The sequence below is a fragment of the Streptomyces triticisoli genome (assembly GCF_003270085.1).
GTDB lineage: Bacteria > Actinomycetota > Actinomycetes > Streptomycetales > Streptomycetaceae > Streptomyces > Streptomyces triticisoli.
Map to the genome: position 1 here is coordinate 19,984 of NZ_QFDQ01000090.1, position 12,756 is coordinate 32,739.

At 69.7% G+C, this 12,756-nt stretch carries 13 protein-coding genes, 1 tRNA gene and 5 pseudogenes; 5 read left to right on the forward strand and 14 right to left on the reverse strand.

All coding sequences use genetic code 11. From position 1 onward, the window contains the following. Window positions 1-33: 33 nt before the first annotated feature. Window positions 34-222, forward strand: a pseudogene (locus tag DEP02_RS34735) (helix-turn-helix domain-containing protein); the annotation flags it as partial. Between the two features lie 38 nt (window positions 223-260). On the opposite strand, the gene DEP02_RS15685 reads toward DEP02_RS34735, so the two are convergent. After that, window positions 261-1,391: a hypothetical protein gene (locus DEP02_RS15685; protein ID WP_112467938.1), complete on the reverse strand. Its 1,131-nt coding sequence runs from the start codon at window positions 1,389-1,391 to the stop codon at window positions 261-263. Window positions 1,392-1,442: 51 nt separating this feature from the next. Here DEP02_RS15685 and DEP02_RS15690 point away from each other — a divergent pair, with 51 nt between their 5' ends. Continuing rightward, complete coding sequence (locus tag DEP02_RS15690) at window positions 1,443-1,949, forward strand: hypothetical protein (RefSeq protein WP_157977460.1); 507 nt, start codon at window positions 1,443-1,445, stop codon at window positions 1,947-1,949. Window positions 1,950-2,006: 57 nt separating this feature from the next. On the opposite strand, the gene DEP02_RS15695 is transcribed toward DEP02_RS15690, so the two are convergent. From DEP02_RS15695 to DEP02_RS15705, 3 genes are read right to left on the reverse strand one after another with little or no spacing between them, the layout of a single operon-like run. Next, window positions 2,007-2,993: a hypothetical protein gene (locus DEP02_RS15695; RefSeq protein WP_112467940.1), complete on the reverse strand. Its 987-nt coding sequence runs from the start codon at window positions 2,991-2,993 to the stop codon at window positions 2,007-2,009. After that, a complete protein-coding gene (locus DEP02_RS15700; protein ID WP_112467941.1) occupies window positions 2,993-3,352 on the reverse strand; it encodes a hypothetical protein in 360 nt (119 codons plus the stop codon). The genes DEP02_RS15695 and DEP02_RS15700 overlap by 1 nt, the downstream gene beginning before the upstream one ends. Continuing rightward, window positions 3,349-3,831, reverse strand: a complete 483-nt coding sequence (locus DEP02_RS15705) for a hypothetical protein (RefSeq protein ID WP_157977461.1) — start codon at window positions 3,829-3,831, stop codon at window positions 3,349-3,351. The genes DEP02_RS15700 and DEP02_RS15705 overlap by 4 nt, the downstream gene beginning before the upstream one ends. 62 nt (window positions 3,832-3,893) lie before the next feature. Between DEP02_RS15705 and DEP02_RS15710 the strand changes: the two genes are divergently transcribed. Further along, a complete protein-coding gene (locus DEP02_RS15710; RefSeq protein WP_112467943.1) occupies window positions 3,894-4,598 on the forward strand; it encodes a UPF0158 family protein in 705 nt (234 codons plus the stop codon). An 11-nt stretch (window positions 4,599-4,609) separates the two neighbouring features. Here the strand turns inward: DEP02_RS15710 and DEP02_RS15715 are convergent, their stop codons facing one another. Beyond that, the gene (locus tag DEP02_RS15715) at window positions 4,610-4,924 is read right to left on the reverse strand and encodes a calcium-binding protein (protein ID WP_112467944.1); all 315 of its coding nucleotides are present in this window, start codon (window positions 4,922-4,924) and stop codon (window positions 4,610-4,612) included. A gap of 255 nt (window positions 4,925-5,179) precedes the next feature. Next, a tRNA-Arg gene (locus tag DEP02_RS33490) sits at window positions 5,180-5,248 on the reverse strand. Between the two features lie 214 nt (window positions 5,249-5,462). Between DEP02_RS33490 and DEP02_RS15720 the strand changes: the two genes are divergently transcribed. Both DEP02_RS15720 and DEP02_RS35525 read left to right on the forward strand, forming a co-directional pair. Beyond that, window positions 5,463-5,702 carry a PDDEXK family nuclease gene (locus DEP02_RS15720; protein ID WP_112467945.1) on the forward strand — a complete coding sequence of 80 codons (240 nt, stop codon included), beginning with the start codon at window positions 5,463-5,465 and terminating at the stop codon, window positions 5,700-5,702. Window positions 5,703-5,807: 105 nt separating this feature from the next. Further along, the gene (locus tag DEP02_RS35525; protein ID WP_332871974.1) at window positions 5,808-6,335 is read left to right on the forward strand and encodes a hypothetical protein; all 528 of its coding nucleotides are present in this window, start codon (window positions 5,808-5,810) and stop codon (window positions 6,333-6,335) included. Window positions 6,336-6,381: 46 nt separating this feature from the next. Here DEP02_RS35525 and DEP02_RS35530 read toward each other — a convergent pair. From DEP02_RS35530 to DEP02_RS35540, 8 genes and pseudogenes are all read right to left on the reverse strand, one after another. Next, a pseudogene (locus DEP02_RS35530) lies at window positions 6,382-6,999 on the reverse strand (reverse transcriptase domain-containing protein); the annotation flags it as partial. 535 nt (window positions 7,000-7,534) lie between these two features. Beyond that, window positions 7,535-7,861 (reverse strand): annotated as a pseudogene (locus tag DEP02_RS15735) (transposase); the annotation flags it as partial. 154 nt (window positions 7,862-8,015) lie between these two features. Next, window positions 8,016-8,537, reverse strand: coding sequence for a DUF6082 family protein (locus DEP02_RS15740; protein ID WP_157977462.1), 522 nt, complete (start codon window positions 8,535-8,537; stop codon window positions 8,016-8,018). Between the two features lie 106 nt (window positions 8,538-8,643). After that, window positions 8,644-9,876, reverse strand: coding sequence for a cytochrome P450 family protein (locus DEP02_RS15745; RefSeq protein WP_112467947.1), 1,233 nt, complete (start codon window positions 9,874-9,876; stop codon window positions 8,644-8,646). A 13-nt stretch (window positions 9,877-9,889) separates the two neighbouring features. Beyond that, window positions 9,890-11,097 (reverse strand): annotated as a pseudogene (locus tag DEP02_RS15750) (cytochrome P450). Next, window positions 11,097-11,717 carry a GTP-binding protein gene (locus tag DEP02_RS15755; protein ID WP_198668456.1) on the reverse strand — a complete coding sequence of 207 codons (621 nt, stop codon included), beginning with the start codon at window positions 11,715-11,717 and terminating at the stop codon, window positions 11,097-11,099. The pseudogene DEP02_RS15750 and the gene DEP02_RS15755 overlap by 1 nt, the downstream one beginning before the upstream one ends. Next, window positions 11,695-12,021, reverse strand: coding sequence for a DUF742 domain-containing protein (locus DEP02_RS35535; protein ID WP_198668457.1), 327 nt, complete (start codon window positions 12,019-12,021; stop codon window positions 11,695-11,697). The genes DEP02_RS15755 and DEP02_RS35535 overlap by 23 nt, the downstream gene beginning before the upstream one ends. 216 nt (window positions 12,022-12,237) lie before the next feature. After that, a pseudogene (locus tag DEP02_RS35540) lies at window positions 12,238-12,474 on the reverse strand (roadblock/LC7 domain-containing protein); the annotation flags it as partial. Window positions 12,475-12,756 lie beyond the last annotated feature (282 nt).

Sequence of the window (12,756 nt, forward strand, 5' to 3'; positions counted from 1 at the left end):
GTCGGGTGCTGATCCCTTCGGTAGGCCGGTGGCATGCGGTATGCGCAGGGCGGCGGATTGACCGCCGAGCGGCGACAGTTTCGGGAGCGGATCCGGTGCGAGGCGGGCGAACGGTTCACACGCGACGAGAAGAACGTGGTGATCGCGAAGGATCTGCGGGTGAGCGAGCGGTCGGTGGAACGCTGGCGGCGTGCCTGGCGGGAAGGCGGGATGGAGGCCCTCGTGCAGTTCCTCCCGATAGGCGCCGGGGAGGAGGGGCCCTATCGGAGGCCGTGGCGGTCGAGGCGGTGGATGAGGCCGGTGCGGCGTTGATTGCCCTCGCGAAGGCGGGTCAGCCGCTGGTGGAAGTCCGTGTCCTGCCCGGTGTGGGAGTAGGCGTCGCGCAGTTCCGCGAGGAGGGTGACGGCCTGGTCGTAGGCGCTGGTCTTCTTGGTGGCGATGTACGCTTCGATCTTCTGCCAGGCTGATTCGGCCTCGCTCGCGAGGGCGGTCAGGCGCTGGGCGCGGGCGGTGGCCCGTTCGTGTTCGGCGTGCTGCCGGCGTTCGGCGCGCCGTGTGTGGGCGGCGTCCAGGAGTTGGGCGGCGGAGCGGCGCCCGGGGACCGTGGTGGGTGCGTCGGCGCCGTGCAGGCGGTGCAGGAGTTCGGTGCGCAGCCCGGGTTCCGGGCCGAGGGCGAGCCGCAGCAGCAGAGCGTCCTTCTCCTTCTGGGGCATTGCGGCGATCAGCGGGGCGAGTTCCTTCTTCGTGGGCCTGGCCGGTTTCCCGGGCGCGGCGGGACTGGCCTGGGCCGCGACGGTCAGCAGGTCGTCGTCCACGCGCAGGAAGTCCGCGAGCGCGCGCTGCGGGGCGGTCAGTTCGTCGAGCCCGGCCGGGACGGGCGGCTCCGGGCAGGTCTGGTACTCCTCTTCGTCGTCGTCCTCGAGTTCCCAGGCGGCGAGCGCGGAGAGCCAGGCGAGGTAGAGGGGGCGCAGGTCGCCGGTGGCGAGTTCGTCGCGGACGCCGATGAGGGCGGCCAGGGAGTCGTCGGCGCCCTCGACCCAGTCGCCGCCTTCGTCGTCGCTGGTGAGGTCGAGCAGGAGGTGGGTGCGGGTGGTCCAGGCGTCGACGTGGTGGTCGAGGCAGTACGGCTTCACCGTGGGCAGAGCCAGGGTCTGCCTGGGCAGGCGGAGCATCAGACGGTGGGTGCCCCAGTTGGTGACGTACAGGTGTGCGTCGAAGCAGCGCTCGACCATACGGCGCGGATTTCCGCTCAGGTCACCCCAGTTGTAGGTGTTGGTGAAGCTGGTCGCGGTGATCCGGGCCCGGGTGGAGATGGCCCGCAGCTGTTCCTGTTCCTCGCGGCTGAGCGGCCGGTCGAGGGCCTGGAACTCGTAGTACTGGTACTCGCTCACATGGCGGACCCTACCGCCGCCGCGGGGGGGGGCGGGTGGGGAACGACGGCGGTGCCGCAGCTGGCCGCCGCGGGCAGGCCGCGGTGCAGCGACAAGACGAAGCGCCCCTCCGCGGCCACGATCCGAGCGCTGGGCGAGATCCTCACCGACGGTGACTTCTACGGAGGCGAGGCGGTCAGGGCCTTCGCCTGGCCGCGGGTGCTTACCGGGCCGGGTCCGGCACCCGCTGCCGGGGCTCAGAGCCCGGTCAGGGGCCTGCCGAACTTCGAAGTCGTGGCACTCGACGGCCTGGCCCCGGCCGAGGCGCTGCTGCTCGACGTGTGCGCGACCCGGTCCGCCGACCATGTCTGGACGCTGTCCACCGCCTCCTTGCTAAAGGCCCTCCACGCAGGCCGCGGCCTGAAGGAACTGCGCCGCTTCCTGCCCGAGAGCAGCCCAGGAGAGGAACTGCCGCAGACCGTCACGGCTTTGCTGGCCACGCCGCCTCCCGCACCGAAAAGGTACGGGATCTGGGCACGTGCCACCTGCTGGAGTGCGTGGACGAGGCACAGGCCGTGATGATCGCGAAAGGCCGCAGGGCGGACGCGCTGTGCTCCCGGATCGGCCCGAGGCACCTCATGGTGGCTCCCGACGATCTCCCGGCCTTCCGCACCACGCTGCTGAAACTCGGCTGCGTCCCGCCCGCCCCTGAATGGAGGGTTCACGCCCAGGGCGCGGGCCGCGGGGCGTGGGCACGTGCTCGGAGCGCGGTGAGGGCGGCGGCTCGGCCGGTGGGGGTGAGGGAGAGGGCGGAGCGGCGGCGGTCGCGGTACGCCAGGAAACCCAGGGCCTCGCCGGGACGCAGCCACTGCCACAGGAAGTGGCGGGTGTCGTCGGGCCGTGGGGCGCTGCCGTCGGCGGGGTGAACGCCTCGACGGCCAGGGTGTGCACGGCGGCGGTGAGGTCGTCGAGCGTGAGCTCCCCGTCGAGCAGGGCTGCGGCGGCGGCTTCGGCGAGATCGGCTCGGACGCCGTCGCCGAACCAGACGTGGGCCGCGGTGGCCTGCAACAGGGCCGGGTCGGCGAGGTGCTGTCGGCCACGGGCGGTCAGGGCGAGCTTGCGGTGCCGCTTGGCGAGCCGCCGCGCCGCACGGGCGAGTCCGTGCAGTTCGGCGAGGCGGACGACGTCGTACTCGGTGCGCGGCACCATGCCGGGCAGATACCAGTCGTAGCGTTCGGCAGCCTCGATGACCAGGGCGCGCGGCAGGTGGCCGGCCTGGGTCAGCGTCACTCCGTCGCCGACCGACTCCAGCAGCCAGCGCAGGGGTTCGGCCGTGTCGGCGGGTGCCTCGGGCGCCACGCTCAGCAGATCCGTTACGGTGCCGCGCAGTCGGCGTCGAGCGGCGGGCGGGGCCTCGGCCCAGGTGCGGCGGCGCTCGCTGTGGACGGCGTCCAGCGGGGTACGGCCGTCGTGCGCGGGATGCGGGGGGGTGAGCCAGCGCTCCAGACGTTTGATGCGGGCGGCGGCGTAACCCCGGGCGCCGGGCACCAGGGCGCCGTCGTCCAGCGCCTGCTCCAGCAGCCGCGAGGCGTTGCTGCGGGCGACAGCCTCGTCGATGCCCATCACCGGCCCCAGGTGAGCAGGGCGGTGTCCGGCGGGGTCACCGGGGAAGCGTCCACCGCCCGCCGGTAGGCGGCCCGCCCCTGATCGGGGGAGTGCTGCCACGCGTCGAGGATCTCGCGGGTGGCCCCCGACGTGCAGACGGCCGCGGTCCGGGGCCTGTCGGCGTCCTGGAGGAGTCCGGCCAAGGCGGTGAGGATGTGCGGGTATTCGGCGGGCTCGGCCATCCACTTGACGGGCAGCTCGTACCAGCAGAACCGCTCCACATCCTCCTGGGCAAGCGAGCTGGCCGGGCCGCCGTCCGGCAGCAGCCGGCCCAGCAGCCGGTCCCGCACCTCGCTCGTGTCGTCGGCGCGCGTCATACGTGTCCTTCCCCACCGGGTTCCCGGTCGAGTTCGATGGTCCGGCGCCGTACCCGGTCCCGGTGGAACCCCGGCCGGTCCGCCGCCCGGAGAACGGTACGGGCGGTCGCGGCGTCACCCTGCTGCAGGGCGTAGAAGGCCAGGGCCTCCAGCGGCTGCCGGGCGACGACCTTCGGATTATGCGCAGCGCCTCCAGCCAGCTCGGCCGCACCGAGCCCGTCCGCCGCGAGACGCTCCCGTGGATCCAGCAGATGACTCCACAACGGCTCCAGATACACCCCGCGCACCACCCCGTCCGACCGCTCCCGCGTCAGCCGCGCATCGAAGTCGTCCCAGTCGCCGCCGCAGTCCACCACGCACGCCACGGCGAACCACACGTCCCAGGGCGACCACTCGCCAGACGGTGCCGGATGAGGCCACGGCTCCGGGCCGAACATCGGCAGCCTGCGTCGGGGAGAGGACTTGTCTGCCGTGCTCACCAGCGCATTGGCGCACCGAAGACGATGGCGCTCGCAGCGCGCCTCGGCATCGCCTCGCGGACATGACCGAGGCATGGACCGACCACGAGCTGAAGGCGCTCCGCGCCGCCTGCCACACCGCGGACGGCCCCTCCCTGCTGGCCCTGCTGCATACGCATGACCCCGCCAGCGTGCTGCAGCAGTGCGGAGACGCACTCACCGCAGCCGTCTTTCGGGGTGTGCCCGGTGGCCGGAAGACGGCGATCGCCTGCACGTCCATCCTGCGCGAACGGAGCTGGCCCGGCGACGAGGTCCTCGCCGAACAACTCGACACGGTGGGAGGCGGTGCCGTCTTGGTGCTGAGGCCGCTGCCGGTCGATCTGGAGGAACTCTCCGGCCTGCTCGAAGGCGACCCGACCTGGGGCGGTGGCCGCATCGACCTGGACACCGGCGAGTGCTGGCCCACCCTCGCGGACACCGAGGAGTCATGGGACGAGGACGAACCGGAAGGCACCAAGCGGTGGCTCCATGTCCCGTGCGCCGGATCACGCGATGCCTACCGTGACATGGAGGACTTCATCTCCACCCTCGACGACCAGGACCTCGCCCGGTTCCTCGGCATCGCGATCCAGGGCCCAGGAGCCTTCCGCCGTTTCAAGGACATGCTGGCCACCTCGCCGGCACAGCTGCGGCGGTACTGGTTGTTCGTCGCGGAACGACAGTACGGCCGGGCTCGAGCCTGGCTCGCCGATCAGGGCTACCGGCCCGTGCCACCAGGCGGTCATTGATCCGGGCGCGCTTACGGTCCCCAGTACCGGTACGCCTCGATCCACTCGGCCCCCTCGGGCACCGGGTCCGGCAACGGAAGGTCGAGAATGCCGATCGCCTGCCGGTGCCTGCCTCGCGTACAGACCGCCACGATCTGACTGCCGGGCAGCAGGTCCACCTTCTTCACGGTGACCTCGACCCCGAGAACAACCGTCTTGAACGGGACGGCCAGATGCTCGGAGAGCATCGTGTAGAGGCCCGTGAGCTGCTCCTCGTCGTCGTAGGCGTCCACGGTGGCCTGCTCGACCAGCTCATCGAGTTCCGCGTCGCTCAGCTTCCCGGCCACAGGGAACACGGTACCGGCGGGGCCCGCAGTTCCCCTCTCTCGGTCAATCGCCGGCCGCTCCGACCTGGGCCACGATGGTCGTTCCTCCCGCCCCGGCGTGTTGCCTGGTAGCGCGTACGACTTCCTGGCACCCGTCACGGGTTGGCGCCGAGAGGGCCGCCGACTGCACGGGGCGAGCAGGCGCAGACTTCCCGTTCGCGACGCCTGCCGATGACCGCCGGGGCTCATGGCCTTGACAGGGGACCAGCCATGTTCTGGGTGCCCCGTAGGACTCGAACCTGCGGCCAAGCGCTTAGAAGGCGCTCGGCCTATTTTGGCCCGCCCCTCTCCTGAGCTGCGCTTTCGCTTCATTCTGACGAGGCGCCAACGCAGCCGGGGCCGCATGGGGGAACCGCCGCACTCCGGTGGACCGGGGGACAGCGTGAACCCCACGGGACAACATGGCGTCACCCACATCATCCTCACACGGCTGGAGGTTGCTCCGGAAACAATTCCGCCCACTCCCGGCATTGGTGATCTCTGAGCCGAGGAGGGGAAGGTGTCGGGCCTGAAGCTGTTTCACACGACGAAGAGCGGCGTGACTGAGGTCATGCCGCGTCTTGCTGAGGTCGAGTCGGATGTGCAGGGCCTCGTCGAGGCCAACATGGAGATGCTGCTGGGCGTCCGGTTCTTGGCGAGCGAGTACAGCACCGGCCCGGTTCACGGCGGACGCATCGACTCGCTCGGTCTCGATGAGAACGGATCGCCGGTCATCGTCGAGTTCACCGACCGCAGGTAATCCTGCCCGTGATGTCCGTCTGGGACTGTGACCAGCACGTCCCAGGCTTGTTTACCGACCGTGTCCGGGGCGTCTGTCATGTTCTGGAGTCGGTACGGAGGACGAGTGGCACGGCACGTGGTGGTCGGGGACTTGCGGGTCCAGCAGATTGAGCGGAAGGACGGGCGGCGGTCGTGGACGATCGTGTGGCCCGAGGGGACGGTGCACACGGAGGCGGACCGGTTCCTGCGTCTGCATGATGGTTCGGGAACGCAGAGGACGTACGCGTATCTGCTGGTGGACCATCTGCGGTGGCTGGAGCGGGAGTGCCTGGCCCTCGCCGCGGTCCAACTGCGGCATCTTGAGCGGTATATGGGCATCGTCGATGCCGAGGTCCGCATACTGCTCGGTGAGCCGTGGCGGGTCGGCAAGCGCCCCTACGGCCGCTCCGCGTTGTCGACCGCGGCGGCTTGTCTGAAGGGCTTCTACCTGCATCAGTCCTCCCTCGGTGTGAACGGGGAGCTCGGCAAGAAGCTCGGCACGTCCCGGCTGCCGTCGCGGGTGGATCGGCGCCGCTCCTTCCTCGGGCGTGCAACTCGACAACCCCGGCCCGCAGAAATGCGCCGACCAGCCGCAGGACCTTGCGATCCTTGATGCGCTCGGCCACCAGGTCCATCAGGACGTGGTGATCGACGCTGTCGAAGCAGGCCTTGATGTCTCCCTCGATGACCCACTCGTAGTTCGACGGCCTGCTGGTGAGATGGTGGATCTCGGCGATGGCATCCTGGGCCCGACGTCCGGGCCGGTATCCGTAACTGGACGGGTAGAAATCGGCCTCGAAGATCGGTTCCAGGACCAGCTTGAGGGCCATCTGCGCGACCCGGTCGCGCAGGGTCGGGATGCCCAGGTAACGGACCTTGCCGTTCTTCTTGGGGATCACCGCCTGCTTGACCGGCAGCGCTTGGAACGTCCCGTCCTTGAGCGAGGAGCGCAGCTCCTCCAGGAACGGGATCACTCTCAGGCGTTCCTCGACGTGATAGCGGGTGACCGCGTCCACGCCCGCTGTCCTGGCACCCCGGTTGCCAGACACCCGTTCCCAGGCCACCAACAGCGTGGCCCGGTCGCAGATCAAGTTGAATACGTCAGCGAACCGGCGAGCCGGATCGCTCCTTGCCCATCGGTGCAGCTTGAGCTGATGACCGAGTACCGCCGCTCGGCCGCGAAGATGCTCGGCCACGACTGCGGCGGCGCGTCGTTGTTCAACAACGTCCCTCCCCGACAGCACCCCTGCTGCCCTCACGCTGTCGCCCTTCCCCATGCGGACGGCTTTCCCGTCCTCGGAGTACTACGGCGACTCCGCCACGACCCGGCCTCATCAGCGAGCGTCGCGCCTGCCCGCCGCCCGGCCGGCTGCCGGGCGGGGAGGGCGATGCCAGGTCGCTTCCCACGTTCACTGAGGATCTTCTGCGACGGCTTCGGTGCCCAGCTTTACCCCGACGGCATCGCCCGGACCGCACATCGCAGTCTTGGTCCGGGCCTCCCGGCGCCCACAGGTTCAAGACGACGGGAGAGGAGAGGCCACCGGTTACGGCTCTCTCCAGCACCGCGGCGCGGCCCATCCACCAGATTCGGCAGGCCGCTGACGACTCACGGGGCGTCAAACACTGGTTCAGTTTCCTTGCACCCATTCCGCCTTCGCTTGCGGGCACGAACCGTCTGGTGGTCCCGGTCCGCCCCTACGTTGTCGAGACTGCTTCCGGCCTCGCCCCCGACCTGGGGTCCAGCCTGTCTCCAGCTTCAACCGGTCACTGCGATGACCAGCGGTGGGCTCCTCCTCCCACTCGATCCTCAGCGCCTCGTGGCGCACAGCCGGTGTCATCGACAATCAACACACCGTCGTCATGGCCGAGTTGGTCGGCGACGTACTGCTGGAGGTCGTCGCGGACACTGTCGGCGTCCCAGCGGCTGCGGGAGAGGAGGTGCTGCAGTCCGTCCGGGGTGGCGTGGCCGGCCCACTCGGCGAGCTGCCACCCGCTCTTGCGGTCGACCGGGGCGAGCAGGCCGCGTACGTAGTCCCGCATCCGTCTCCGGGGCTCGATTCGGGTGAAGCGGCTCCCGGTCCGCAGGAAGAGTTCTTCGAGTTCCCGGTCCCACGCGCTCGTCGGCGCATCGTTGAGCATGCCGAGGGATTGCTCGGACCCGCTCACGGGCATGCGGCAGACGCACTCGTTCGTGGGCGCGGTGGCAAAGTTCCTCCCGCGCACCCGGCGTCCCCGCTACACTCCACGCCACCAGGCCGCTGACCAGCCCAGATACCGAACTACGGCTGGAGTACTAGGCGGCGATGAGCTCCGCGTCATCGGTAGCAGCGGTGTACTCGTCGTCGAGCACCGCGTTGAACGACCGGTCAACGCGGTCCGCCGCCTCCTCCTCGCGGAAGGCGCCGAAGCGGGCCCAGTACGCCCGGCACCCGGGGCGCTGCATCACCGCGCGGGCCTGCACACGCAGGGCGGCCTTGTCGAGCAGCCCCACGCGGTACTTCGCCGACAGGAAGCTGATCACGCGGTTGGAGTGGACCAGCCGCGCGTACTCTTCGGCGGACATGCCGACGGGCGCCCAGAGAGCCTGCTGCTCCGGGTTCGTCGCGATATCGGAGAGCAAGCGCTGATGGATCTCCGCCGCGTCCATCGTGAGCCGCTGTCGGTGCCGGCGCTCGGCGAACCAGATTCCTGCGGCCCCCACTGCGGAGGCGACGAGGATGGCATGGGAGGTCTTCATCGGTTTCCTTTCGTTCCAGCTGCTGCCGTGGCCGATGAGGGACGCGCGCCCGTCCCTCGCCGGTTCGTCCGTCAGCACGGAGCAGCCTCTGGACGAGGTGTCAGGACCCAGACCGCGGGCCGGTTCCGGCAGAGCGGTGTGGTCGGGGCGGTGGTCACGACGGTCTTCCAGGCCGAAGTGGTGATCAGCGGGCGTCCGGCCGCAGGTGTACGGGCAGGGTCAGGTGTCCGTTGCTGATCAGGGTGGGGAGCGGTCGCAGTTCGTCGGCGGGGACGGCGAGGCGGATCTGGGGGAAGCGTTCGAAGAGCATGCGCAGGGCGGTGGCGACCTCGAGGCGGGCGAGTGGGGCGCCGAGGCAGAAGTGCACGCCATGGCCGAAGGCCAGGTGGTCCTTGGTGGGCCGGGTGACGTCGAAGCGGTCGGCGGACGCGCCGTGCCAGTGGGGGTGGCGGTTGGCGGCGGCGTAGGAGGCGAGGATCGCCTCGCCCGCGGCGATGGTCTGCCCGTCGGGCAGGGGGAGGTCGGTGAGGGCGTAGCGCAGGGGCAGGTGCTTGACGGCGGGTTCGTGCCGCAGGGTCTCCTCGACGACGTCGCTCCAGTCGGCACGGCCGGCGCGGAGGTGGCCGAGCTGCTCGGGGTCGGTCAGCAGGGCGGTGATCGCCTGGTCGATGACGTTGACGGTGGTCTCGTATCCGGCGCTGATCATCAGCAGGAGCGTGTCGCGCAGTTCCTCGTCCGTGAAGCCGCCGCCGTCGCCTTCGTCGTCGCGGGCCGTGATGAGCAGGGAGGTCAGGTCGTCGCCGGAGGCGCGGCGCTTGGTGTCGATGAGTTGGTCCAGCTGCTCGTACAGGGTGGCGGTGTTGGCCTCGGCTTCGACGGGGGTGAGGGTCGTGTCGAAGACGCCGTCGACGACCTGACGGAAGGCGTCGCGCTGGCTCTCGGGTACGCCCATCAGGTGGCCGATCACCGCGATGGGCAGCGGGTAGGCCAGATGCTCGCGTAAGTCCACCGGTTTCTGCGTGGGCAGTATGGCCAGGCGGTCGATGAGGGTGGTCGCCATGCGGTCGATGGCGTCCTTCATGGTGGCGATTCGCCGGGCGCTGAAGGCTGGGGCGATCATGCGGCGCAACCGACGGTGGTCGGGGCCGTAGGCGGTGAACATGTTCTCCACCGCGATCCACAGGGCGAGGGGCCAGGTGGGGACGGTGTCGGCGAAGGCGGGCCAGTGGGCGCGGCCGTCTTTGGAGACCTGCGGGCTGGTCAGGAGCTGCTTGAGAAGGGCCGGATCGGTGACGGCCCATGCCTGGACGCCGAGGATGTCGACCCGTGCCGCCGAGCCTTGGGCGCGCAGGGCCCGGTGCTCGCCGTGGCGGTCGGATCCGGTGGGGTCGAGGATGAGTATCGGCTGCTCGGACATGAGTGTGAGCTCCTCAGTGTGCGGAGGGGAAGAGGACCGGAAGGGCTTCCAAGGCACGGTGGAAGGGGCCGGGCCGCCAACGCAGGTCAGCGGCGGGGACAGCAAGGTCTATCTCCGGGAAGGCGTCGAGGAGGTAGCTGATCGCGGTTTCGGCGATGAGGTAGGCGTGAGAGCGCGCAGGGCAGGTGTGGGGGCCGATGCTCCAGGCCAGGTGAGCGCGGTTACCGGCGACATTGGTCGAGCCGCGGGTAAGTTCCGGATCGTTGTTGCAGGCCGCCATGCTGATGACGACCGGCTGGTGGGCCGGGAGCAGGAAGCCGTCGATGTCCGTGGGATAAGGCGGATAGGTGATGCAGTAGTTCGCCAATGGGGGTCGGTGTACAGGACGGTGTCGAGCGCGTCTCGCACCGCGGACCAACCTGCGTGCAGGCCGGCGGAAAAGTCCTCGTCGGTGAGGATCTTCAGACAGGTGTTGCTGATGAGGTTGGTCAGGGGTTCGATGCCGGCGCCATAGAAGGTGACGAGCTGGTGGGCCATCTCCTCGTCGCTCAGATGCGCGGGGTGGGCGAGGAGCCGCGAGGTGATGTCGTCGGCGGGACGGCCTTGGCGCAGGGCGACGAGTTCGGCGACGGCCTGGCCGAGGAACTGGTTGCCGCGAACGGCGTCGGTGACGTCAAAGACCTTCGCCATTCCGTCGGCGATGCGCGCTCCGATCTCGTCGGGACAGCCCAGCAGCGCGCTCAGCACCCGGAATGCGATGGGCCAGGCGTACTGGGTGAGCAGGTCTGCCCGGCCGACGGTGCGGAACTCCGCGGCAGCCCCAGCGGTGATCTTCTCCACGAGGGCACGCAGCTCGTGTTGGTCGACGGCATCGATGCTGGCGGTGTTGGCAGCCCGGTAGCGGGCGTGCTCGGCTCCACTGCTGCGCAGGGCGTTGGGTCGCCACTCCATCATCGGCCGGACCGGGCAGGAGGCCGGCACCTGCTGTTGCCAGATGCGTGGTTCGGCGGGAAAGCGCATCGGGTCATTGAGAATGCGGCGGGCCTGAAGGTAGCCGATCACCAGCGTGGCCGGGATGCCGGGGGAGAGTTCAACGGGTACCAGGGCACCGTGCATCTTCCGCATCCGCTCATAAGCAGCGTGCGGGTCGGCGGCGAAGCCTGGTTCGTACAGGGCGCTCCGGCCCGGCGGGGCCGGAGGCACGGGGCTGTTGGGGATCATCACGTGGGCTCCAGAGAGATGGCTGCGCGGTGGGCCGTGAGGTATTCCGTGAGCGTGATCAGGGCGTACAGCGAGGAGGTACGGTCTCGTGCGTCGCACGTGGTCAGCGGCGTGAGCGGGTCCAGTGCGAGGGCTTGGCGAAGTTCTGCGGCCTTGTAGGCGGGAGCGTCGGGGAAAGCGTTGACCGCGACCGCGTATGGGATGCCTTGGGCTTCCAGCAGGCTCAGTGCGCCGTGACTGGCGTCGAGGTTGCGGGTGTCGGCCAGGACGAGGCAGCCGAGCGCGCCTTCGGCGAGGTCCTCCCACATGGGCTGGAAGCGGATCTGGCCGGGAAGGCCGAACAGGTAGAGGGCGAGGGCGCCGCCGGCCATGTGGATGCGGCCGAAGTCCATGCCCACGGTCGTCGTGGTCTTCTCCGGTGTGCCGCGCAGGTCATCGACTCCGGCGCTGTCTTCAGTGATGGGTTCTTCCATCCGCAGCGGCTGGACCTCCGACACGCTGCCGATGAAGGTCGTTTTTCCGACTCCGAAGCCGCCCGCGACCACGATCTTGGCCGACTGCGTGACCGAGACCGGCACATAAGTGACGGCGAGCGGGTCAGACCAGTTCTCGCAGTCCATCAAGCACCTTCTGCAGGAGGTCGGTTTCGGGCTGGTCGGAGTCGGCGGCGGCTGGGCTGGCCAGGTGGCCGCTGTCCATGAGGGAGGAGACGAGGATCCGGACGGTGGAGGGCGGCAGTTGGAGAGCGGCGGCGATGTCTGCAACGGCCAACCCGCCGCGGCCGGGGGAGAACAGGCTCATCACTCGCCGGGTGTCAGGGCCCAGATCGGTGGTGGGGCCGGTCGCGGCGATGACCACACTTTCCAGGCGCACAGCCCTGCCCGGGCGGATTTGCCCGCCCGTGCGGACGTAGGGCCTGATCATGTCTGGGTCATGCCGCGGTCCGGTCATGCCGCGGTGCCTCCGTCCGGCTGTGGGGCGGGCTTGCGGTTCTCGGTGCCGAGCTGCTTGCCAAGGCGCACCACGAGCTGCGCCATGTGGTGGCTGATCAGGCCGACGTCGACGTGGGGTCCCGGTTGTGACGACCGACAGCATCGTGTTCTGCCTGGCCGCGGTCGTCAGGCCGATGTTCGTGACACTTTCGATCAGGCGCTGACGCACGCCCTGACCGCCGATGAAATCGTCCCAAGCCCGCCCCGATGCCCGCAATGAGGCGGTCAGGGCGGCCAGCTTCTCGCCGTCGTCCTGGCTGATGGTCTCCGTGCGGGCCTTGAGCAGGCCGTCGCCGCTCATCAGCACGGCGTACCTGACGCCCTCCACGGAACCGAGCTGCTCGTCCAGCAGCCAGCCCAAGGCGTTCGAGCGCGTGTTCGACATGATTAACGTCCTTCGTCAGTGCTGGGAGTGTTGTGGTTGTCCCGGGCGCGGCGGGCGCCGTCCATCCAGGCGGCGGCAACCCCGGGGCTGCCCGGTCCCACCTCGAGGCCGGGATGCGCGGGGGAGGCGGTGACGGGGCGCGGAGTGCGCTGGCGGACGGTGAGCCCACTCGCCGTCGGAAGGGGGACTGTACGGTAAAGGGCTCTGTCCCGTAATCGGTGGTGGCGTTGTGTGGTGATCACTGGAGGAGGATGCGGTGGCGGAGCAGGGGGAACCCGGCTC

Bases quoted from the DNA above. Each gene is read 5' to 3' on its own strand.
- DEP02_RS15695 (WP_112467940.1), bottom strand. From the start codon at position 2,993: ATGGGCATCGACGAGGCTGTCGCCCGCAGCAACGCCTCGCGGCTGCTG.
- DEP02_RS15700 (WP_112467941.1), bottom strand. From the start codon at position 3,352: ATGACGCGCGCCGACGACACGAGCGAGGTGCGGGACCGGCTGCTGGGC.
- DEP02_RS15710 (WP_112467943.1), top strand. From the start codon at position 3,894: ATGACCGAGGCATGGACCGACCACGAGCTGAAGGCGCTCCGCGCCGCC.
- DEP02_RS15745 (WP_112467947.1), bottom strand. From the start codon at position 9,876: ATGTCCGAGCAGCCGATACTCATCCTCGACCCCACCGGATCCGACCGC.
- DEP02_RS15755 (WP_198668456.1), bottom strand. From the start codon at position 11,717: ATGGACTGCGAGAACTGGTCTGACCCGCTCGCCGTCACTTATGTGCCG.
- DEP02_RS35535 (WP_198668457.1), bottom strand. From the start codon at position 12,021: ATGATCAGGCCCTACGTCCGCACGGGCGGGCAAATCCGCCCGGGCAGG.